Source organism: Pseudanabaena mucicola FACHB-723 (assembly GCF_014696385.1).
In the GTDB taxonomy this organism is placed as follows: domain Bacteria; phylum Cyanobacteriota; class Cyanobacteriia; order Pseudanabaenales; family Pseudanabaenaceae; genus Pseudanabaena.
The window spans coordinates 112,552-133,032 of the sequence record NZ_JACJQB010000007.1 but is presented as its reverse complement, the minus strand read 5'-3'; the positions used below and the strand labels follow the sequence as shown (position 1 = coordinate 133,032).

18 protein-coding genes, 1 tRNA gene and 1 pseudogene are annotated in these 20,481 nt (G+C 42.3%); 9 read left to right on the top strand and 11 right to left on the bottom strand.

Annotated elements, in window-relative coordinates:
• From H6F41_RS06110 to H6F41_RS06085, 6 genes and pseudogenes are all read right to left on the bottom strand, one after another.
• A pseudogene (locus tag H6F41_RS06110) lies at nucleotides 1-140 on the bottom strand (photosystem II q(b) protein); the annotation flags it as partial.
• A gap of 156 nt (nucleotides 141-296) precedes the next feature.
• Complete coding sequence (gene murB, locus H6F41_RS06105) at nucleotides 297-1,193, bottom strand: UDP-N-acetylmuramate dehydrogenase (protein WP_190402581.1); 897 nt, start codon at nucleotides 1,191-1,193, stop codon at nucleotides 297-299.
• Between the two features lie 55 nt (nucleotides 1,194-1,248).
• Nucleotides 1,249-2,640, bottom strand: a complete 1,392-nt coding sequence (murC, locus tag H6F41_RS06100) for a UDP-N-acetylmuramate--L-alanine ligase (RefSeq protein ID WP_190402580.1) — start codon at nucleotides 2,638-2,640, stop codon at nucleotides 1,249-1,251.
• A gap of 87 nt (nucleotides 2,641-2,727) precedes the next feature.
• Nucleotides 2,728-3,423: a Crp/Fnr family transcriptional regulator gene (locus H6F41_RS06095; protein ID WP_190402579.1), complete on the bottom strand. Its 696-nt coding sequence runs from the start codon at nucleotides 3,421-3,423 to the stop codon at nucleotides 2,728-2,730.
• A gap of 156 nt (nucleotides 3,424-3,579) precedes the next feature.
• On the bottom strand, nucleotides 3,580-4,062 hold the full coding sequence (locus H6F41_RS06090; RefSeq protein WP_190402578.1) for a tellurite resistance TerB family protein: 483 nt from the start codon (nucleotides 4,060-4,062) through the stop codon (nucleotides 3,580-3,582).
• Between the two features lie 36 nt (nucleotides 4,063-4,098).
• Nucleotides 4,099-4,614 (bottom strand): hypothetical protein, encoded by a 516-nt coding sequence (locus tag H6F41_RS06085; RefSeq protein WP_190402577.1) that lies wholly within the window; start codon nucleotides 4,612-4,614, stop codon nucleotides 4,099-4,101.
• Between the two features lie 163 nt (nucleotides 4,615-4,777).
• On the opposite strand from H6F41_RS06085, the gene tatA reads away from it, so the two are divergent.
• Entirely contained in the window at nucleotides 4,778-4,936 is a 159-nt protein-coding gene (tatA, locus tag H6F41_RS06080) for a twin-arginine translocase TatA/TatE family subunit (protein ID WP_190402576.1), read from the top strand.
• Here the strand turns inward: tatA and tsaE are convergent.
• Nucleotides 4,933-5,499 carry a tRNA (adenosine(37)-N6)-threonylcarbamoyltransferase complex ATPase subunit type 1 TsaE gene (gene tsaE / locus H6F41_RS06075; RefSeq protein ID WP_190402575.1) on the bottom strand — a complete coding sequence of 189 codons (567 nt, stop codon included), beginning with the start codon at nucleotides 5,497-5,499 and terminating at the stop codon, nucleotides 4,933-4,935. The genes tatA and tsaE overlap by 4 nt on opposite strands.
• 135 nt (nucleotides 5,500-5,634) lie before the next feature.
• Between tsaE and moaC the strand changes: the two genes are divergently transcribed.
• The gene (gene moaC, locus H6F41_RS06070) at nucleotides 5,635-6,147 is read left to right on the top strand and encodes a cyclic pyranopterin monophosphate synthase MoaC (RefSeq protein ID WP_190402574.1); all 513 of its coding nucleotides are present in this window, start codon (nucleotides 5,635-5,637) and stop codon (nucleotides 6,145-6,147) included.
• Between the two features lie 31 nt (nucleotides 6,148-6,178).
• On the opposite strand, the gene H6F41_RS06065 is transcribed toward moaC, so the two are convergent.
• Entirely contained in the window at nucleotides 6,179-6,373 is a 195-nt protein-coding gene (locus H6F41_RS06065) for a heavy-metal-associated domain-containing protein (protein WP_190402573.1), read from the bottom strand.
• A 163-nt stretch (nucleotides 6,374-6,536) separates the two neighbouring features.
• On the opposite strand from H6F41_RS06065, the gene H6F41_RS06060 reads away from it, so the two are divergent.
• From H6F41_RS06060 to H6F41_RS06040, 5 genes are all read left to right on the top strand, one after another.
• The gene (locus tag H6F41_RS06060) at nucleotides 6,537-9,350 is read left to right on the top strand and encodes a PAS domain S-box protein (RefSeq protein WP_190402572.1); all 2,814 of its coding nucleotides are present in this window, start codon (nucleotides 6,537-6,539) and stop codon (nucleotides 9,348-9,350) included.
• Between the two features lie 8 nt (nucleotides 9,351-9,358).
• Nucleotides 9,359-11,080 carry an EAL domain-containing response regulator gene (locus H6F41_RS06055; protein WP_190402571.1) on the top strand — a complete coding sequence of 574 codons (1,722 nt, stop codon included), beginning with the start codon at nucleotides 9,359-9,361 and terminating at the stop codon, nucleotides 11,078-11,080.
• Between the two features lie 150 nt (nucleotides 11,081-11,230).
• Entirely contained in the window at nucleotides 11,231-12,301 is a 1,071-nt protein-coding gene (gene gmd / locus H6F41_RS06050; protein WP_190402570.1) for a GDP-mannose 4,6-dehydratase, read from the top strand.
• Between the two features lie 31 nt (nucleotides 12,302-12,332).
• Nucleotides 12,333-13,307 carry a GDP-L-fucose synthase family protein gene (locus tag H6F41_RS06045; protein ID WP_190402569.1) on the top strand — a complete coding sequence of 325 codons (975 nt, stop codon included), beginning with the start codon at nucleotides 12,333-12,335 and terminating at the stop codon, nucleotides 13,305-13,307.
• A gap of 146 nt (nucleotides 13,308-13,453) precedes the next feature.
• Nucleotides 13,454-13,540: transfer RNA gene (locus H6F41_RS06040), tRNA-Ser, on the top strand.
• Nucleotides 13,541-13,591: 51 nt separating this feature from the next.
• Here H6F41_RS06040 and H6F41_RS06035 read toward each other — a convergent pair.
• Complete coding sequence (locus H6F41_RS06035) at nucleotides 13,592-15,025, bottom strand: CHAT domain-containing protein (RefSeq protein WP_190402568.1); 1,434 nt, start codon at nucleotides 15,023-15,025, stop codon at nucleotides 13,592-13,594.
• 26 nt (nucleotides 15,026-15,051) lie between these two features.
• The gene (locus H6F41_RS06030) at nucleotides 15,052-16,812 is read right to left on the bottom strand and encodes an iron uptake porin (protein ID WP_190402567.1); all 1,761 of its coding nucleotides are present in this window, start codon (nucleotides 16,810-16,812) and stop codon (nucleotides 15,052-15,054) included.
• A gap of 366 nt (nucleotides 16,813-17,178) precedes the next feature.
• On the opposite strand from H6F41_RS06030, the gene H6F41_RS06025 reads away from it, so the two are divergent.
• Nucleotides 17,179-18,222 (top strand): YheT family hydrolase, encoded by a 1,044-nt coding sequence (locus H6F41_RS06025; RefSeq protein WP_190402566.1) that lies wholly within the window; start codon nucleotides 17,179-17,181, stop codon nucleotides 18,220-18,222.
• 16 nt (nucleotides 18,223-18,238) lie between these two features.
• Here H6F41_RS06025 and H6F41_RS06020 read toward each other — a convergent pair whose 3' ends face one another.
• Entirely contained in the window at nucleotides 18,239-19,630 is a 1,392-nt protein-coding gene (locus tag H6F41_RS06020) for a hypothetical protein (RefSeq protein ID WP_190402565.1), read from the bottom strand.
• Between the two features lie 185 nt (nucleotides 19,631-19,815).
• Here H6F41_RS06020 and H6F41_RS06015 point away from each other — a divergent pair, with 185 nt between their 5' ends.
• Nucleotides 19,816-20,445, top strand: a complete 630-nt coding sequence (locus tag H6F41_RS06015) for a ribonuclease D (RefSeq protein WP_190402592.1) — start codon at nucleotides 19,816-19,818, stop codon at nucleotides 20,443-20,445.
• The last annotated feature ends 36 nt before the right edge of the window (nucleotides 20,446-20,481 follow it).

Here is a 20,481-nt window from a genome sequence, read left to right as displayed (position 1 = left end):
CAAATGGTCGCTGCGAGTAAGCAAGGGATCATGATTACGCCGAACCAACCTACATAGAGGCGGTTGTTGGTGCTGGTGATCCAATTGCAAAATTGATCCCACAGTGATGCGCTTTCGCGTCTTTGTACTGCTGTTGTCATGATTGCAAATAAAACCCTAAGGGAATGAATAAGATATGAAAGTTATAAATAGGCTTATGCCTATGTAACTAGATTAGTTGAAGTATTGAGTAATGTAAATACTTAAATATTAAATCTATCTATAGTTCAATGCGATTGCAGGCAAGCCCTTTAGATTTAGAAATTACCGATCATTTTCACTTCGGTTTCCAGTAATACGCCATTGCGATCGCAAATTACCGACTGGATATGTTGAATCAATTTAAAAATGTCACTTGCCTTAGCATTGCCTAGATTGACGATGAAGTTGGCATGGAGCTCTGAAACTTGAGCGTTGCCAATTTGATACCCCTTTAAACCTGCATCTTGAATCAGTTGGGCAGCAAATTGGGGCAAAGGGTTACGAAAGACACTGCCGCAATTGGGTAAATGATAGGGCTGAGTAGTGTGTCTTGCTTTCAACTTAGCTTCAGTATCGGCAGCGATCGCGATCGGATTGCCACCAGTTATAAATTTAAAAGTTGCGCCTGTGACTAGTTGTGATGAATCTTGTAAAGCTGAGGTGCGATAGCTGAAGTCTAAATCTTGGGGATAAATTAACTGAGTTTCACCCGTGAGAGAAACGCTCTGCACGGAAACGACACAATCGGCGGCACATCCACCCTGCGCTCCCGCATTCATCACCACTAATCCCCCCACAGTTCCGGGGATGCCAACAGCCCACTCAAAACCTGACCAACCATGACTCGCAATTTGCATAGCTAACCGAGCAACGGGTTCGCCTGCGGCGGCGGTGACTTGACCAGAACTTTGATCAAACTCAATCCCGCGTAAATGTCTTGTGCAGACCACTAAACCTTCTAAGCCTTGATCACTGATCAAAAGATTGCTACCAGCGCCAATAACTGTGATTGGTAAATTGCGATCGCAAGCCCATGAGAGACTTTCGGCTAACTCAGTTGATGAGCGAGGGGAAATGAAATACTCGGCGGCTCCCCCCACGCGCATCGAAGTTAAGCCAGCAAGGGATACATTTGAGCGGATCGGTGGATGGATGGGGAGGTCAATGGACATGGACATGGGCTTGAGCGTAGAGCTAATGAGGCTACAGAAAGCGCAAATTATTATGTTAGTTAGCTTTTGGTTGACTTTTGGTGGCTAGTTCTTGCATCGTGGGGACAATTGCTTGATTGAGATTGCCAGCACCAAGAAATACGGCAAGATCCCCCGATTGCAAATTCTTCACTAAAAAGTCTTGCACGTCCTTGAGTGTGGGCAAGTAATGTACATGACCATGAATTTTTGCGATCGCATCAGCAACCTGTGTCCCAGTAATTTTGCCATCGTTAGGCTCACTCGCTGCATAGATATCGGTGACGATTACCATGTCAGCATCCGTGAAGGATTGGCTAAATTCTGATAAAAATCGATGGCTGCGGCTATAGCGGTGAGGCTGGAAAATGGCAACGACTCGACTAACTGTATTTTGCTGTCTCGCGGAAGCTAGGGTGGCGACAATTTCGCTAGGATGATGGGCATAGTCATCGACAAAAGTAACGCCATTGCGGATGCCTTTAATTTCAAAGCGACGGCTAGCACCTACAAAATCTGGCAGGGCATCGGCAATGGCCTGCCACTCAACACCGACGTACCTTGCCACGGCGATTGCCGCAAGGGCATTACTCAGGTTATGTTGACCGAGCAAGCCCAATGAAATTTTGCCTAAAATTTTGCCCCGTTCGATTACTAAGGCTTGAGTGTCTGATGGTGTGTACTGTACCTGTGCAACTGTATAGTCCGCAGTGGGATCACTCAAACTGTAGGTAATATCTGAATGAATTTCGGCTCTTACGGTTGGGCAATCAATGCATCCCACGACCACTTCACAGCGTTTTTCAAAAGTCTGGAATATCTCAACTACCTGTTCAAGACTGTGATAGTGATCGGGATGGTCTAACTCAATATTCGTAATGATGCCAATATGTGAAGAGAATTTTACTAAAGTTCCGTCCGACTCATCGGCTTCGGCAACTAAATATTCACCACTGCCTAGTCGCGCATTACCTTGCCATGTGCTGACTTCACCCCCAATGATGATGCTTGGATCAATTCCTGCTTTGAGTAGCAAGAAACCAATTAGGCTGCTAGTTGTGGTTTTGCCATGGGTTCCTGCAACGGAGATGCCTTTAAACTGATCGATTAATGCTGCTAATAAGTCCGACCGGTGCAGAATCGGCAAGCTATTGGTTAAGGCAACCTGAAATTCTGGATTTTGTTGATTAATTGCGGTAGAACAGACTAATTGGGGATTTTGGGTCAGATCGATATTATCTGTGTGATGACCTTGGAAAATTTTGATGCCAAGATCCTGTAGTTTTTGAGTGATGCGATTACTACTAAGATCTGAGCCAGAAACCGTAAATCCTTGTTTTGCGAGGATATAGGCGATTGCCGACATACCAATTCCGCCAATGCCCACGAAATGAAACGGTCTACCGCTGAAATCAACTGGATTCAGCATTTATACTTTTACCTACCAAATAACGAGCCTAATAATAACAGATCGAAAGGCGTTGATTTACTGCGATCGCAATCTCACCCATTAAATCTAAACCATCAAAGATTCTAAGCCTTCGGTATTAAGAATACACAACACATCGCGTTCGGGAATACGGTGAATCAAATTTTTGCGCTCTAGTTTGCCTAGTACACGGGTGACGGTTTCTCTGGCTAGTCCACTCAAACTGCTAAGCTCTCGATGAGGTAAATTCGGTATTTCTACGCCGCCACTACTTACCTTTGTGCCTTGACCTTCAGCGAGGAATAGTAAAACATCAGCCACACGGGAAGTGCTATCTGCTTCTCGTAATCGCAACCGTCGGTTAACTTGACGCAGACGTTTTGCCATTAGTCTAGCGAGATGAATACCTGCGGTGGGTTCTGTTTCAATCAGATGTACAAAGTCTGCGGCGGGTAGGCTGCCAATGGTTGTGGGGGTCAGCGTAATTACATCGGTTGAACGTGGTACTTGATCCAGCGCTGCCATTTCGCCAAACATTTCACCAAAGCCCAAAATATTGAGGGTGATCTCTTTGCCGTCAAGATTATAGGTGCGAATTTTTGTCCAGCCATCCAAAATGAAATAAACAGAGTTGCCCCAGTCATTTTCTAGCAATATCACTTGATCGGCTGGATGGGTACGAGTAACCATGTGAGCGGTCGCCCTAGCTATGACATCTTCAGGTAGTCCTTTTAAAAAAGGGACGGACATCATTTTTTGCTGAAAGTCATTTCCATCTCGCATAGTTTCTACTCGTAGCTGATAGAGGATTTTTGATGAAACTTGGGTTGTGAAATTTCACTATTAAGAAACCACTTTATCGGAATTTTGTCCTAAAACCTAGAGACGCTGAGGAGATTGCTTAGCAATCTCCTCAGCGTCTCTAGGTTTTAATGTTTCTTAGCTACTAAGCAAGTTGTGTAGCTTGGATGCTAAAGATTTGATCAGCCCATTGGGATGCGACTCCTCCGATGCGATCGCAGATTCTATTTCTTGCACGACTTCAGGCGGCAAATCCAAGATTCTGACTAATCTTTGGTAAGCTGCGGCTTCCTCCAGATTGATGAGTGGCTCATTGGCATCACGACGACTAGCTTGAATAACTTGGTAGCCAAGTCTCAAGGTCATTTTGCGATCCTCAAAGCTCTCGATGTTGGGGATCACTTCTTCTAGGGGAATATTTTGGCTTAAGTAGTCTCGGAGTCTTTCTTTGAGATTATTGCGATCGGTCTCAGTTTTAGCAAATAAAATTGCAAACTCGTCGAGCATGAGGCGAATTTCATCGGGTTCCAGTTTGCCATCTGCCCAAGCCATGGCAGCTACGGCACGCAGCATATCCATTTGCCGAGGGCTAATCGGAGGAGGAAGCTCTTGAGGAATCATAGATTTTTCCTTGGTTGTGGGAAATTGACGGAAAATTTACGAGGAAAGTTTTTGTTTGAGTAAATCAACGTTGGTGGCACTGAGGTCAATTTGCACTTCGAGACGTTGTTTTTCGTCTCGGAAAAGTAGAACAGCATCGCCGTTAGGCTGGGTGATGCTACCAAATTGGGGATCAGTAATCTGTACCTTTTGATAGACAATTTTGGGTAACGTGATCCGTAGTTGGTAGCTTTTACCTGACGATGGCAGAATATCTAGCTGCTGGTTGAATAGATCAAGCTGGAAGTAGCCGACGGAGATATTGCGTTCGGCGGGGCTATCGGGCTTGTACCAATAGAGGGTGATGCCGCGCAGGGTGGGATTTGCGATCGCAAATGTTTCGTCAAAAGCCTGTTTTGTCCAATCAGTCGTCTGGGGAGCATCGGTGATGGGGCGTTGTTGCCAAATAATTTCTTGTCCTGCAAGGGATGTCCACCATTGGGCAATGCGAGCAAGATTGGCTTCAGCATCGGGATCGGTGCTGCCAAGTGTCCAAGTAATGGTTGATTCCATTAGTTTTCTTAGATTTATTTGATAAATGTTGTATAGTCTATCGCCTTTAACTCATCCCAGAAAGTATTAACGGTACTTCGAGCCGAGGCTCTTTCTGAGAGAATGGTTATGTATCTGTCTTTAAAGATCGCAAATACACTTCATTCACGGAGAATTAAAATAAATGTTTGGAATTGGCTGGCCAGAGTTAGTAGTTATTTCCCTTGTGGGTGTAGCAATTTTTGGAGCAAAACGCATTCCTGAAATTGGTCGCAGCGTAGGACAGGCTTTGCGTGGTTTCCAAGATGAAGTTAAGGGCAATGATGATCAGAAAACCGACTAATTTTTGCTAGTTTTTAAATTTTGAATGATCTCTATAGCGGCTTCACCCTTGGCAATTATTTGAATAGTGCGCTCTTCGGGCAGAGCTTCGAGCAGGTCGTCATCGAAATCAAGATCTTGTTCTAGCACTTGATTTCGCTTGCTACTCGAATCAAATGGTAAAGGTGTTGCCAGATTGATCTGGAGATAATGCGGCGGCAGATGGATCAATTTGCTTGCCCACTCGATCGCAACTACACCAAGGGGAAAGTCTTTGCCGCGCCAATACTCTTCTATATGGAGGCTCGGAACTTGCGATGGCTCTAGACGATAAAGATCAATGTGATATAGAGGTAGCCGTCCTTCTGTATATTCATCAATTAGGGTAAAAGTGGGGCTAGTGATTGTAGTTTGAATGCCGAGGGCAAGACCAAAGGCTTGCATAAAAGTGGTTTTGCCGCTACCAAGATTACCTTCTAGCAAAATGATTGTGCCTGTGGTAACTAGTTGCGCTAATTGCGTGGCGATCGCTTGAGTGACACCAAGATTGTCTGCATAAAGATCGATCTTTACTGTCTCAGTCATATATTCGGGTAAACTTTTGTACTAGGTAAAGAGTCTTGTCGTGGCTAGATGGTGATCACCATTTAGATTCAGATTGAGCATTCCAGAGCCTTGCTTTGTTTTTACATTATTGAGCTAATTTCGGCAAAAGTTTTTATGGATACGGATATTCTTCAGTCAATCGCTCATCTTGATCAAAGTGGTAATGCCCAGATGGTGGATGTGACGCATAAGCCGCAATCGGTGAGACGAGCGATTGCTATGTGTGAGATATCTATGAAGACAACAACATTGGACGCAATTCAAGCGGGGAATTTGCCCAAAGGTGATGTTTTAGGAACTGCAAGATTAGCAGGCATAATGGCGGCAAAACAAACGGCTAATTTGATTCCGATGTGTCATCCCATCAATATCACCAGTGTTGATGTCAAAATTTTGCTAGATGAAAATATTCCCGGATATCAGATTGAAGCAGAGGTGAAGGCTAATGCAGAAACTGGTGTGGAGATGGAGGCAATGACGGCAGTGACGATTGCAGCTTTAACTCTGTATGACATGGCAAAATCTCTAGAAAAGACGATGGTCATTTCCAACACTAGATTGGTGCATAAGAGCGGTGGTAAGTCGGGAGACTTTAATATTCCTAGAGGTGCTTATTGCGATCTCTAGGAGATGTTAGGAGATCGTATTTTAAGTGAAGTTACTCGATTTTATGACCTGCGATCGCAATTAATTCACGGATTTGCGATTCAGGAAGTTGACTTTTTATACTTATGGACTTGCTAGCAACATCGCCTGTAACTATGGCAGATGTGTCAGCAGTCTGAATGGTTTTGGTAATAGTCTCAATGCAGCTAGAGCAGCCAATGGAGGGGACAGAAAGAGTTAAATTCATAAAAAATTAATCTAAAAACAGCTTGATCGCAATTATAGTTGAGTCATGAAGGCTAAAGATATAACAGCTCGTCTCTGAGGATTAATCTGAGGATTAGTTTCTATCTATTTTTAAAAATGGATGTCAATAATGACAACGACCTTTTTTAGAGGACTTGGCGATTATGCAAAACATCCTAGACCACATTAAATGTGGGGTCTTTGCTCTAGCGATTGAGTCAAATCCACCTCCTAATGCTGTGGATACAGTGGGGGTGGCGAGTTTGACAGCCAAATTTGCGATCGCAAATCTTGAGTTTCAGCATCTGCTGTTTGGGGAAACGCAGAACCAGCAAACCATCAATCTGTTGGGTTTAGAGCCAGAGCAATGTCTACCCTCAGAGTTTGCTAAATTGCTGCAAACGCATATTCAGGAATGTTGGCAAACCAAAGCTTGTGTCGAATTTGAGACCAAAATAAATGGGGGAAGTCATGGTTTTTTATCAATTTCTCTCTCTCCAGAACTTGATTGCGATGATAATTTGCGACAAATCATTGGTACTTGTCAGCATGTCGGGGAAAAAGCCCTATCAAAGTCCCAATTAAGAGATTTTAACCACAAGAAATTTAGTCAACTCATTAGTGAAGTCTCTGATGCTTTTGTCGTGGTTGATCATGAAGGGGTAGTGCGCTATATCAATCAATCCGCAGAAGATTTGTTTGGCTGTAGTGCAGAAGAACTTGTGGGCGAAACCTTTGGTTTGCCTGTAGTTGCGGGAGAAAGCACAGATGTCGATATCCTCAATCGTGGTAGCACTACATCAGCAGAAATGCGCGTTTCCCATGCTGTCGATGCGGATCGGCGAGTTTATGTGGTGGCATCTTTGCGGGATGTTTCGGAGCGGAAGCGGGTGGAGGAATCGTTGCAGTTGCGAGAGCGGGCGATCGCCGCTAGCTCTAATGGCATCGTGATTACGGATGCCACACAGCCCAATAATCCGATGATTTATGTTAATCCTAGTTTTGAGCGAATCACTGGTTATAGAGCCGATGAAGTGCTTGGGCGCGATTGTCGATTTTTGCAAGGGGGGGATCGCAATCAGGTGGGTTTGCTAGACCTGCGCCGAGCGATTGAAGAACAAAGGGAATGCCACGCTGTTTTACTAAACTATCGTAAGGATGGCACACCTTTTTGGAATGATTTGTATATTGCGCCAGTATTTAATGATCATGGTGATCTCACTAATTACATTGGCATTCAAACTGATATCACTGATCAAGTCAAGTCCACCCAAAGACTGCTCGAAAGTGAAGAGAGATTGCGGACAGTGCTGACATCGATTAAGGAGGGGATTACCTTTAGCGATGATTCAGGATATTTCTCGATTTTCAATGCAGGTATGGAGAATTTAACGGGCTATACGATTAGCGAGGCAAATGCTAGCCCCGATTTTACAACTTTTCTTTATCCTGATCCCGATGAGCATGGTAAAGCGCTGCAAAGGTTGCAGCATTTACAGGAAACGGGGCAGGCGATTACCGTAGAGACACGCATTCAACATCGCGATGGAATATTTAAGGATGTTTTAGTTTCGACAAGACTGATGTCCTACAAGGGTAAGCGGATGTATTTGAGTAGTTATTACGACATTAGCGATCGCAAAAAAGTAGAAACGCAACTCCGCTACCAAAACGAAAGAGAGCGACTATTAAATGCAATTTTGCTCAAGATTCAACGGGAGTTAAACCTCGATCAAGTTCTGGCAATTACTGTTCAAGAAGCACAGGCTTTATTACGCATCGATCGGGTGGTCATTTATCAGTTCCAAGAGGATTGGAGCGGCAAATTTGTTGTCGAAGCGGTTAATAATCCTGAATTGTCAATTCTTGGCAAAACCATCAGCGATTCCTGTTTTAATCAAGAAAATATCCACCGCTATCAAAATCGTGCGATTTCGAGCATCATTGATGTCGATACTGCTGACTTGACCCCTTGCCATAAGGAGCTTTTGCAATGCTTTCAAGTAAAAGCAAACATTGTCGCCGCGATTTCCTTTGGTGATACATTATGGGGCTTATTGATTGCCCATCAATGCTTTGCGCCCCGTCAGTGGGAAGAATTTGAAATCGATTTACTCAGACAACTTGCCAATCATGTTGCGATCGCAATTCAACAGGTGCAATTGTTTGAGCGCGTGCAAGACCTTAATAAAAATCTTGAACGTCAAGTCGCTGATCGCACTCATCAGTTAGAACAAAGCTTAAGTCAGCTAGAACGCGCATTACGCAAAGAAAAAGAACTTAATGAACTTAAATCGCAATTTATTTCTAGAGCCTCCCACGAATTTCGCACTCCTCTCGCCACCATCCAGACCGCTAGTGATTTACTAAGAAACTATAGTCACAAAATGTCAGAGGACAAAAAACTGGAGCGCATCGATAAAATCCAGCGTGAAGTCAAGGGGATGACCAACCTGTTAGAGGAAGTGCTAATTATTGGCAAAACAGAATCTGGTAAGTTTGAATTGCGGTTAGAAGAAATTAATCTAGAAGACTTCTGCTTGGAAATCATTGAACAAACGAAGCTGCTAGGCAATGGTAAACATCAAGTTGTTTTTAAAAATGTTAATGCTCCGATCAAAATTTTGATTGACACCAAATTTTTTAGACAGCTTATTTCTAATTTGCTATCAAATGCGATTAAATATTCACCAAATGCCAGCCAAGTCAATTTTACAGTGGCTCAAACTAATGAGCACACACCTAAGCTTTTGTTAGAGTTTGAAGACAAAGGTATTGGCATTCCTCTTGGAGATCAAGAAAAGATTTTTGAGCATTTTTATCGCGCTCATAATGTTGGTATGATCGTTGGTACTGGTCTGGGAATGGCAATTATTAAAAACTCAGTTGACATCCTTGGTGGCACAATTCAACTTATCAGCACTGAAAATAAAGGAACCACTGTCAAGGTAAAACTACCGATTTACCTAAAGGAATAAATGAAATTATGACGACTATTTTAGTCATCGAAGACGTAGAAGCTTTACGCGAAGAAATTATGGAAACGCTATCCTATGAAGGATTTGACGTTTTAGGGGCAGAAAATGGGGTGGTTGGGGTGCAAATTGCTCAGACCTATTTGCCAAATTTGATTATTTGCGACATTGCCATGCCTGAGTTGGATGGCTACGGAACTCTCATTGCCCTAAGGAAAGATCCGCAAACTTCGATGATTCCGTTTATATTTCTGACGGCAATGACTGAGAAATCAGATATGCGTCAAGCCATGCAATTAGGGGCTGACGACTATCTGACCAAGCCATTTACATCGGGTGAATTGCTGGGGGCAATCTCTTCACGACTGCAAAAATATAACTCTGTCCGTGAACATTACTATGACGAAATCAAGGCTGTGGGGGCAAAATTTGAATACTTAGCTAATCATGATGGGCTTACCCAACTTCCCAACCGTATCCTTTTCTATGAATCTCTGAGCCAAGCAGTCCTACATTCCAAGATTAATCAAAAATCCTTGGCTTTGTTGTTTCTAGATATGGATAACTTCAATATCATCAACAATACTCTTGGTACTGATATTGGCGATCAATTATTTAAGGCGATTGCTGAGAGATTAAGACGTTATATGGCTCCCTGTGACATGGTGGCTCGGATACAGGGAGATGAATTCGCCCTCATTATTTCCGATATTCCCGATCTAGTTAGCATCAAGGCGGAAACCCAAAAAATTATCGATTTACTCAGTCGTCCCTATAACCTTTATGGTCATGAAGTATTTATTACCAGCAGTATTGGGATTACGATCTTTCCTGATGATCACCAAGAACCAGATGGCTTGATCAAAAATGCGGAATTAGCGATGTACTATGCCAAGACCCATGGCAGAAATAGCTATAAACTCTATAGCCCTGAGTTGAATGTTCAATCTTCAGAATATATGGCTCTGGCAAATAGCCTCCATCGTGCCATCGATCGGCGAGAGTTTCGGGTTTTTTATCAGCCCTTGGTTGATTTGCGATCGGGAAAAATAGTTGGTGCTGAAGCCTTAGCGAGATGGCAACATCCCGATCTTGGTATCATCATGCCCAGTAAATTTATACCTGTCGCTGAGCAAACGGGGCTGATTTTAAGACTAAGTGAAGTTGTCCTATATTCTGCTTGCGAGCAAATGCGAGCTTGGCGCAATGCAGGCATTGATTACGGATTTGTGGCAGTTAATTTGTCAGGACAGCATTTTCGCCCAGACAACAACTTGCTAGAGATCGTTAGTAAAGTGCTGCAAGATACTGGTGTTGAAGCAGAGAATTTAGAACTAGAGCTAACTGAAAGCATCATTATGCAAAATGCTGAGTTTACGATTGAGGTGCTATCTCGATTGCAATTGATGGGTGTCAAAATTGCGATCGATGATTTTGGCACAGGCTACTCATCTCTCAGCTATCTTAAGCATTTCCCTGTAAATACAATCAAGATCGATCGTTGCTTTGTGCAGGATATCACCACCGATCGCCATGATGCGACAATTTCCCTAGCGATCATTGATCTTGCCCATAGTTTGAACTTGAAAGTTATTGCTGAGGGTGTGGAAACTGATGATCAGATCCAATTTTTAAAAGAGCATAACTGCGATCAGTTTCAAGGCTACTTCTTTAGCCCACCCTTACCTGCTTCCGAATTTGAGAAAATGCTAGTAGATGGTAAAAGCTTGTGATCGCAATAAAGGCGGCGCTTTGCGCCGCCTTTATTGCGATCTTTTGCATTGGTATAGTGATTGCCAACTTTTCAGGAAATCATCATTGCAAGTTTTTGATTTGTCGTATGCTAACAGGACAACTTCTATTCATTCATTTCTAGCTACTGCATGAGTAATTCTAAACGCGCTTTAATCACGGGTATTACGGGGCAGGATGGCTCTTACTTGTCAGAACTGCTTCTATCTAAGGGTTATGAAGTCCATGGTATTATCCGCCGCACTTCAACAATCAATACCGATCGCCTCGATCATATGTACCAAGATCCGCATTTGCCAGAAACTAAGCTATTTCTGCACTATGGGGACTTAACCGACGGTACAACTCTAGGGCGAATTTTAGAGGCAGTTAGACCCCATGAAGTATTTAATCTGGGTGCTCAATCCCATGTGCGTGTCAGTTTTGATTCTCCTGAATACACAGTTGATGCGGTGGGGATGGGAACTCTACGGTTGCTAGAGGCTCTGCGCGATTATCAGCAACGGAACGAGCGCGAGATTCGTTTTTATCAGGCAGGTTCTTCAGAAATGTATGGTTTGGTACAAGCTGTGCCACAAAATGAGTCTACGCCCTTTTATCCACGCAGTCCTTATGCCTGTGCCAAGGTTTATGCCCATTGGCAGACGATTAACTATCGCGAATCCTATGGTTTATTTGCTTGCAATGGCATTTTGTTTAATCATGAGTCACCAAGGCGTGGTGAAACTTTTGTCACCAGAAAGATTACTAGGGCGATCGCCAGAATTGTTGCTAATCAACAGAAAAAACTATATCTAGGCAATCTTGACTCAAAACGTGATTGGGGATATGCCAAAGACTATGTTGAGGCAATGTGGCTGATGTTGCAGCAGGAAAAACCCGATGACTATGTGATCTCGACGGGTGAAACTCGTTCTGTGCGTGAGTTTTTAGAGGCAGCTTTTGCCTATGTCAATCTCAATTGGGAAGATTATGTAGAGATCGATCCACGCTACTTCCGTCCCGCCGAAGTTGATTTGCTGTTAGGTGACTCCACCAAGGCAAAGCAAAAGTTGGGTTGGGAACCAAAGGTAACTTTCAAAGATTTAGTTGAGCTAATGGTTGATGCTGATTTAGAAGCTTTGGGGCTACCCAATCCTAAAGGCACACATTCTCAGGATATTGCCACTTTGCGAAATGCTGGACAAGCATCGACTTGGTAGTTAAATGCTCGTAACTTACTGAAAAATTTTTATGCTGAAAACTCAATCAAATCAGACCCTAGCTACTCCATTCTCAGAGCAGAAAATTCTCGTCACTGGTGGGGCAGGTTTTTTAGGTAAGCGGGTAATTGCTCAACTGGTTGCCGCAGGTGCAAATCCTGAGCTAATTACGGTGCCGAGATCAAAAGACCATGATTTGCGATCGCAATCCATCTGTGAACAAGTTGTCCAAGGTCAGGACTTAATTATTCATCTTGCGGCGCATGTTGGCGGCATTGGACTCAATCGCGAAAAACCTGCGGAACTGTTTTATGACAACCTCATGATGGGTGTGCAATTAATCCATGCGGCCTATCAAGCCAAGGTGGCAAAATTTGTCTGTGTTGGTACAATTTGCGCCTATCCCAACTTTACCCCAGTCCCTTTTAAGGAAAGCGACCTGTGGAATGGCTATCCTGAAGTCACCAATGCCCCCTATGGTGTTGCCAAAAAAGCCCTACTAGTGCAATTGCAGTCCTATCGCCAGCAATATGGATTTAATGGTATTTACCTATTACCCGTAAATCTATATGGACCTGAAGATAATTTTGATCCCCATAGTTCCCATGTTATCCCTGCTTTGATCCGTAAGGTTTATGAAGCACAGCAAAGAGGGGATGCTCAAATCTCGGTATGGGGTGATGGTACCCCAACGCGAGAATTTGTATATTCCGATGATGCCGCCAGAGGTATTGTCATGGCTGCGGCAAAATACAATGAATCAGAACCAGTAAATATTGGCACTGGCTTAGAAATTTCGATCAAGGATTTAATCCACTTAATTTGTGAATTAATGGGCTATGACGGCAAAATTAGCTGGGAAACTGACAAGCCTAATGGTCAACCACGTCGATGTCTTGATGTCGAACGGGCAAAGCAAGCCTTTGGCTTTACAGCACAGGTGGACTTTCGCGAAGGTCTCCGTAATACGATCGCATGGTATAGCCAAAATGCGGAGTCAATTTAGCGCAGCAATTTTTTTGAAAGCCCTCCTGTGGCAGGCTTTCAAAAAAATCTACATAGAATAGTTGCATATGTACCAAGCTTTGGTATGATTAGATTCCGCGAATAAAACAAGTAAATTTGCAAAACTTTTCTTGGGATATTTAGCGAGGAGAGATGGCCGAGTGGTTGAAGGCGCAGCACTGGAAATGCTGTTTAGGGGAAACTTTAACGAGGGTTCGAATCCCTCTCTCTCCGTCAAAACACAGATAAAAAGGAACCGCGCTCAGCGCGGTTCCTTTTTTTTTCTTATAGCCAATTGCCTACCAAAATGAAAGATGACCAAAAGTAAGGATGCTTGAGGTCTATATCTTCAGAAAGATTCGCGAGCTGCACTGGTGCAAGCTGAGGTATACCCACAATTTGTTGGTTCTCCACCCTAACGTTGCCTTCAATCATGGCAATCTGTGCATTTTGCAGAGCGATTGCTTTGCTCTTGGAGGTGGGATAGTTCCGATAAAAGTCAAGCATTAACGGTGTTGTCCCCGCATCATCGACTTCCCATAGAGAGGCAAGTACGCTCTTAGCCCGATAAATGATTGCTACACCACTTAACCCCAAGTTTTGACCGACAGCAGTTTGACAAGCACTCAGGGTCAGCATTTCAATTGCTTCTTGTCCAACTTGGAGAGTTCGCAACTGCTCTAGAGACAATCGCTCGTTCCATAGCTGGATAAAAGCACCATCTATTTTGGGACTCAAAAACTGAGCGTGGGTGGCTAGATGGACAATGCCATAATTTCCCTGTTGCTGTTCCTTGACTAAATTGGCAATGGTGAAGTCCTTGTTCAAAAAGACTTTGCCGTTGAGAATTTTGGATGTAATCGTGTCAATCTCAGTTGCTACATTGGGAATTTCAGAGAAACCCTGCATTTCTTCAGTTAGCCCCATTGCCAAGATACTGTTGCGACGACGATCGGGGATCTGGAGATTTACCAGTGCCATGGATGGCACAGTTGCCATGGCGTATTTCTGCACCAAAAACTTCTCACCGTCGTGCAATGCGGCAATGGGAACTGAGCGCAAAGAGCCATCCAACACAAAGATCAATGTTTTAACTTCTGCAACCTCTAAGTCTTGTTCAATTGGACTAATTAAGAGTTGATAGAGTTTTTGGGATGGTTGCAGATAGTCTTCGCTGTTAGGATCACGAATCGCACTTAATAAATCTAGAACGGTTTCATCGATATCAGCTTTTCCCGATTTATTGTTGTTCCGAACTACTTTGCGAATCTCTTTACCCGATGAAGGTACAACCAAAATTTCTAGGCGATCGCTAAAGATGTTGGGATAAATCAGAGCCGTATTACTCTCTGTGACCTTTTCCGCTTGTCTTAATAAATCTTGAACAAAAGAGAGTGTTACCGTTGGCGTAGATTCACAGCTACCTGTATATTCACAGACTTCTTGAGTTACTTTTTTATCGACTGTTTCGATAGTAGTGGTCGTTACAACACTGGTTGGATTGCAGATTGTATTGGTCAATCGATCGCAGAGAGGACTTGTCTGTGGTGGCTGCGGAAATACGAATGGTGGTTGTATGGATTGACTGTCAGAACTCGAAGAACTCGGAATCTCAGGAGGATATTGAGCAATACTACGCTGTACGGAAGGAGCGACCATACAAGTTACTCCAATTGCGATCGCCAACCCAGTCTTCCAAATTAAAGAACGTTTTTTCATGAGCTTATATTTGCTGTATCTGTGATCTAGAATGAGAAAGTTGTACGAATTGTGCCGATCGTAATCGTGTCACTAGTGGCTGTCTGCACAGGATTAAACAGAAAAATTACACCAGGGGTGATGCTGATTCTGTCAGTAATTCGGTGCAAGTAAAATAACTCGACATGAGTTGTGCTAGCAGGCTGAGAACCAGGAGTACCAAAGGCAACACCATCTAATCCAATGAAGCTAGGAATATTCCCAAATGAAAGGTTACTACTTGTGATCTTGGGAGGTTGACCAACATAAATTCCTGCGAGGTTACCCTGCTTAAATAGATCAGGGAAATTCAAATAAACCATCCAATTAGTTGTTTCTACCGAGCCTGTATCCCCAATGACGGCATTAGATTTAGTAAAACCACCCCATGTACCAAGGGTTATGGCTGGACTAATCCGCCAGTCAAGGGTTGCGCCGATGGCATCGGTTAAGAAGCTTGATCCCAAGAAACTAATTGTGCTATCACCAATTCCTGTATTTAATGAACCTCCAGTCGTGTATGCATGGAGATAATAAATTGCTGCATCAAGATTGTCTGTTGGAGCCAGAGTCGCCTGCAATCCTGTTACGTAGGAACCGCCAGTTAGCCCACCTGTGGTGGGATTGGCTGGATCTCCTGCGGCATAAACACCTTGCAAGCTGACGCGATCGCTAACCTGCCAGTCAAACCCAACACCTGCTCTACCGCCACCAAGCCCTAAAATGGGATTGCGTTGAGCAAATGCAGATAAGGGGCCAGATCCAGAACTTTCAATACGGTTAGGTCCTCTAAATACGGCGCTAGGGCTGACTCCTGCTGCGCCAACGATAAAAGCCGCTTTGTCACTGACCCTAAATCGATAGGAAAGATCAGATAGTAAGAACTGGTTATTGGTATTGCCTTCGTAACCTAGCAAAGTATAGCTGTCGCGGAGTGGAGAAATACCTGAACCAAGAGATAAATTACTTGCACTTAAACTAACTAAGAGGATACTACGGTTAGCCGCATCAAATTGGGTTAAAAGGGATAGTCCTAAGTTATAGCCAAAGGTGATATTTGTGCCTTGGTCAGCTTCATTGATATTCCGAATGCCATCACGAAAATTAATGTCCGATGAATTACCGAAGCGTCCTTGTAAACCAAAGATTGCCTGTCCGTATAGCTTAGTTGTTGTGGAAAATTGCTGTGTTTCTAGTTTGGTGATTTTGGCATCTAGACCATCAATTCGACCACGTAGCGTTGCTAGTTCAGCCCCAAAATTTTCTTGCAGGCTTTGGAGAGTTGCCAGATCCTCTTGACTTACTTTATCGGCTAGACCTGTAGCAATGATTTCATTGATCTTGTCTAGGCAAGCATTCAGCCCAGCCGCAAATTCATAGCGTGAGACAGCCTGTTTACCTCGAAAGGTGCTGTCAGGATAGCCCGCAATACAACCATAACGCTCGACTAAGGATTGTAAAGCTGTAAAAGCCCAGTCAGTTGATTTGACATCGCTTAGCTGGGATACCGATGTCACTGAGTCCGCGATGTCAGTCTCAGAAGATGATAACTCTTGAATATTTTGAAGCGTTTTTTGATTAAGTTGTGCTGTTTGTAATGCCGAATTAATTTCGGATTGATTCTGTGTATATTCTGACGGAAGTGAATATTGGGCAAATGCCTCGGTTGTGAAGCCTATTAATGCAAATCCACCTAAAAACAATGAATTTAGAGCTGATGCAACTGAATTAGTCGCAAATCTGGGAATCTGTTTATCTGGATAAAACATATTTGCTTTCTCCTCTACCTATAATTTAGGAAATGCGACTGACTGCTTTTAACTAATGCAAAGATAATAATTTATACATTCGGTATAAGTTTGCCATTCTTATCTAAAACTGACAAGCAGTATAAATATGAAATGTGTGATTAAATGCGTATAAATGTGTAACTTTTTGTTTGCTTTAGCAATAACATAAGAATGGGGACTTCAATTTTTAAAACATGATGTACTAAGTAAATTTGCTACGCTTTCAAAAAATTATCTCAAATTGATTTCAGTACAAAGGGCTATGCCTGAGTAGCGTTATGTTTGTAGGAATCATTGGAGATTGTTATATAGTGAGGAGTAAAGAAATGTAACTAAATTGTCATTATGATTTACAATCCCCCTTGGCATCTTACAAATGGGCTAATGATGACCCTATACACGGCTCTAAGAGTAAGCAGAAAGTGGGAGAGTTTGACTTTAGAATCAGAACCTATCTACCAAGAGCATATTTTTACGGGTGCGAATGGAGTGCCGATATTTGGTAAATATGCGATTCCCGAAAATGCTAAGGGAACGATTGTTGGTACTTATGGCATTACGGGAGATCTAGACAATCAATGGTTTTTAAAAATTTTGGGTCGAAAAGCTTATGACAAAGAATATGCGATCGCATTATTTGATTGGCGAGCCCATGGTAAAACTGCTGAGTTGTCACCAACATTGACATCAGACGGATTATTTGAAGGGGAAGACTTTATTCGGATTGCTAATACTGCCAAGCAATTAGGTTGCCCTGCTCCATTCTGGCTGACGGGCTATTCCCTTGGTGGACAATTAGCGCTATGGGGAATTAAGGCAGGAGAAAGTATTGCGGATTGGGGCAGTGATTTGGAGATCACATCAGACGATATTGGGGGATGCGCTGTCATTTGTCCTAGTGTGGATTCTAACCGTTCACTTACCTATTTAGTCAAAGATGAATTGGGCAGGTTTCTGGAAAAGGCGATCGCAAGGGAGTTAAAAAAATTAGCAAGGGCGATGGCAAAAATGCACCCTGATGCAATTGATCGCGAGGCAGTGGAACGCGCTAATAGTATTTGGGGCTTTGATAATGAACTAACGATCGCCCAGTTAGGATTTGACTCTGTGGAGGAATATTACGATGCGAGTTGTCCTTTATACTTTATGCCCAATCTGCACAAGCCAACTTTAATTTTGTATGCTGCCGATGATCCGATGTTTGACCCTGTGCTTGTACCTGAGCTAGAGAAAATCGCCACAGAAAATCCTGCTATTCGATTAATGGTTACTAAGTATGGCGGTCATGTTGGCTATGTCAGTAGCAAAAAATGTCAATATCAATATGGCGATCGCGATCGTTGGTGGGCATGGAATCGAGTTCTGGAATGGATTGACACAGCAAAATGATCTCTAATTAACATATTTAACTAGCCTGACTTTGGTCTTCTATTACAGTTGTTTGATTGACCAAATTAATTCCTATATTAATTTCTTTCTTTGATTGTGAAAAGACTCGATAGTTATCTGAATTAAGATCTGTTAGCTCAGCATCACTATCATTATTCATTTTTACGAGATTATAGTCAGTATCTTCATCAAAAATTGCTAATGTAACATTTAAAATATCTAGAAAATTAATAAAACTTCGACATTCGATTTCATTGTAGTTACTATAAAACCTAATTAGTTCGGCAATGTAGTTTTCTAAATAAAAACGAATATTAGGAAATATTAATACGACCTTTAGTAATAATATCGCCAGAGTAAGAAGATGATTAGATTCTATTGCTAATCGCAATAATCCAGAAGGTTGACGATGCTTATTCAATAACAAATATTGAAAAATGCGATTGCATGTTATATGTAACAAAGTTAAAGTCATCAGCTCATGATCTTGATGGGCATGAAACACTTGCAAACGTTGAGAGACTGATATTCTGACAACTTCAGGTATGTCTAAATTGTCTGGGGATATACCTAAATATAATAATAATCTTTCCTTGAATTCCCCAAAAGTTACGTGGCAAATCTCTTTGTAAAAAGCCTGAGCAAGCTTACGGAAGCTTTGATTTCCCTGTTTATTCAGGACTTGTTTGATTAAAAGTAATACGCCATCTCCTAAACTGGTCGGATTTTTCTGATTTTGCGAATTAGCTCCTACTTTGGAGCCAATTTTGGCTGTATACATTGCCAGTTCAAATTTAAATTGTTTTTTAAGTCTAATTGATAATAATTCTGCCTGTTGTCGATATTCTAAAGGTTTGCTGGAGTCAGCACATTCTGAGATGAGAAGATAGGAAGAAAAGCGCTCAATCCAAGTATGATGATCTTGTCTGACAACCGTTGTCCCTACCGATAGGGATCGCAAATTTTGATATTCTTCTGAATTTACAAATCTTTGCAGCCAAATTCTGAGTTTCTTTAACTTGTGAATCTGGGTTGCTACACCGATGGAGTTTGATAAAAATAGATTGACTAACTTTTGGCAAGCATTGACATTGCCACGAATTGACCAATTATTATTGAGAATATAACAACAACGGATGAGTGTGTATTTAAATTCTTCTTCCTTGTCGTAAAGGATTATTTCTCCTAAAGACGAATAGACGGTGTCATCATCAATAACAACATAGTTAATAAATAGCCTTTCAAATTGATTTAATATTTCTTCAGCTTGATGAGTTCTAATAATTTCTGAGAAGAATCGATAAATATTTTTCTGTGCTTTATCAATAATTTTCTCAGTTGACTCTTTGAAATCTTCTTTAGATAGCTTAGCTTGATAGTTATATTGATGATTGTAGAAATATGACATATCAATAATTTCCTAAGCAGTGACAAGATCAACAATTATCAATTGCTAACGGTATTATATAGGCTCTATGAATGGATAAGCTGATCTCGATCACTTTCAGTAATTTATTTTAAAATAGGTCATAAACAAACTACATAAAAGCTGTATAACTAGTGCTGGAGCTAACCTAGAAATTTAATCCTCACATTAAGATGCCAGCTTTTAAGATTTTTGACAACGATATCGACTTCGAGACACTTCAAGAATATCTTGCTTGCGAAGCGATCGCAATTGATACGGAAACGATGGGACTCATCCCTCGCCGTGATCGCCTATGTTTAATTCAAATCTGTAATGATGCTGAGTTAGTTAGCATCGTGCGGATCTCGAGGGGGAGCAAGGATGCTCCTCACCTGAAATTGTTATTTGAGTCTCCTAATGTCACTAAGGTTTTTCACTTTGCCAGATTTGATGTAGCAACGCTAGAAGCACATTTGAGTATTGCTACTCATCCCATTTTTTGTACGAAAATCGCCAGCAAACTTGCCAGAACCTACACAGATAAGCATGGCTTAAAAGAATTAGTGCGTGAATTGGAAAAGGTAGATCTGGACAAAACCTCTCAGTCATCGGACTGGGGCAGTGTGCATGATCTTTCCGCAGAGCAGTTACAATATGCCGCTAATGATGTGCGCTATTTACTGTCAGTCCATCGCAAGTTAATTGAGATGTTAATTCGTGAAAATCGGTACGATCTTGCCAAGGCATGTTTTGCTCACATTCCGACATTGGTTTACTTAGATTTGCTGGGCTACGCGGATGTTTTTGCCCACTAATTATGATTATTGATGATTATTACCCATTAACTTGAA

Excerpts from the sequence above, each read along its gene's own strand:
- tsaE (WP_190402575.1), bottom strand. The coding sequence starts at position 5,499 with ATGACTGAGACAGTAAAGATCGATCTTTATGCAGACAATCTTGGTGTC.
- H6F41_RS06035 (WP_190402568.1), bottom strand. The coding sequence starts at position 15,025 with ATGAAAAAACGTTCTTTAATTTGGAAGACTGGGTTGGCGATCGCAATT.
- gmd (WP_190402570.1), top strand. The coding sequence starts at position 11,231 with ATGAGTAATTCTAAACGCGCTTTAATCACGGGTATTACGGGGCAGGAT.
- H6F41_RS06090 (WP_190402578.1), bottom strand. The coding sequence starts at position 4,062 with ATGATTCCTCAAGAGCTTCCTCCTCCGATTAGCCCTCGGCAAATGGAT.
- H6F41_RS06065 (WP_190402573.1), bottom strand. The coding sequence starts at position 6,373 with ATGAATTTAACTCTTTCTGTCCCCTCCATTGGCTGCTCTAGCTGCATT.
- H6F41_RS06095 (WP_190402579.1), bottom strand. The coding sequence starts at position 3,423 with ATGCGAGATGGAAATGACTTTCAGCAAAAAATGATGTCCGTCCCTTTT.
- H6F41_RS06030 (WP_190402567.1), bottom strand. The coding sequence starts at position 16,812 with ATGTTTTATCCAGATAAACAGATTCCCAGATTTGCGACTAATTCAGTT.
- H6F41_RS06060 (WP_190402572.1), top strand. The coding sequence starts at position 6,537 with ATGCAAAACATCCTAGACCACATTAAATGTGGGGTCTTTGCTCTAGCG.
- H6F41_RS06085 (WP_190402577.1), bottom strand. The coding sequence starts at position 4,614 with ATGGAATCAACCATTACTTGGACACTTGGCAGCACCGATCCCGATGCT.
- moaC (WP_190402574.1), top strand. The coding sequence starts at position 5,635 with ATGGATACGGATATTCTTCAGTCAATCGCTCATCTTGATCAAAGTGGT.
- murC (WP_190402580.1), bottom strand. The coding sequence starts at position 2,640 with ATGCTGAATCCAGTTGATTTCAGCGGTAGACCGTTTCATTTCGTGGGC.
- H6F41_RS06055 (WP_190402571.1), top strand. The coding sequence starts at position 9,359 with ATGACGACTATTTTAGTCATCGAAGACGTAGAAGCTTTACGCGAAGAA.
- H6F41_RS06025 (WP_190402566.1), top strand. The coding sequence starts at position 17,179 with ATGATTTACAATCCCCCTTGGCATCTTACAAATGGGCTAATGATGACC.
- H6F41_RS06045 (WP_190402569.1), top strand. The coding sequence starts at position 12,333 with ATGCTGAAAACTCAATCAAATCAGACCCTAGCTACTCCATTCTCAGAG.
- tatA (WP_190402576.1), top strand. The coding sequence starts at position 4,778 with ATGTTTGGAATTGGCTGGCCAGAGTTAGTAGTTATTTCCCTTGTGGGT.
- H6F41_RS06020 (WP_190402565.1), bottom strand. The coding sequence starts at position 19,630 with ATGTCATATTTCTACAATCATCAATATAACTATCAAGCTAAGCTATCT.
- murB (WP_190402581.1), bottom strand. The coding sequence starts at position 1,193 with ATGTCCATTGACCTCCCCATCCATCCACCGATCCGCTCAAATGTATCC.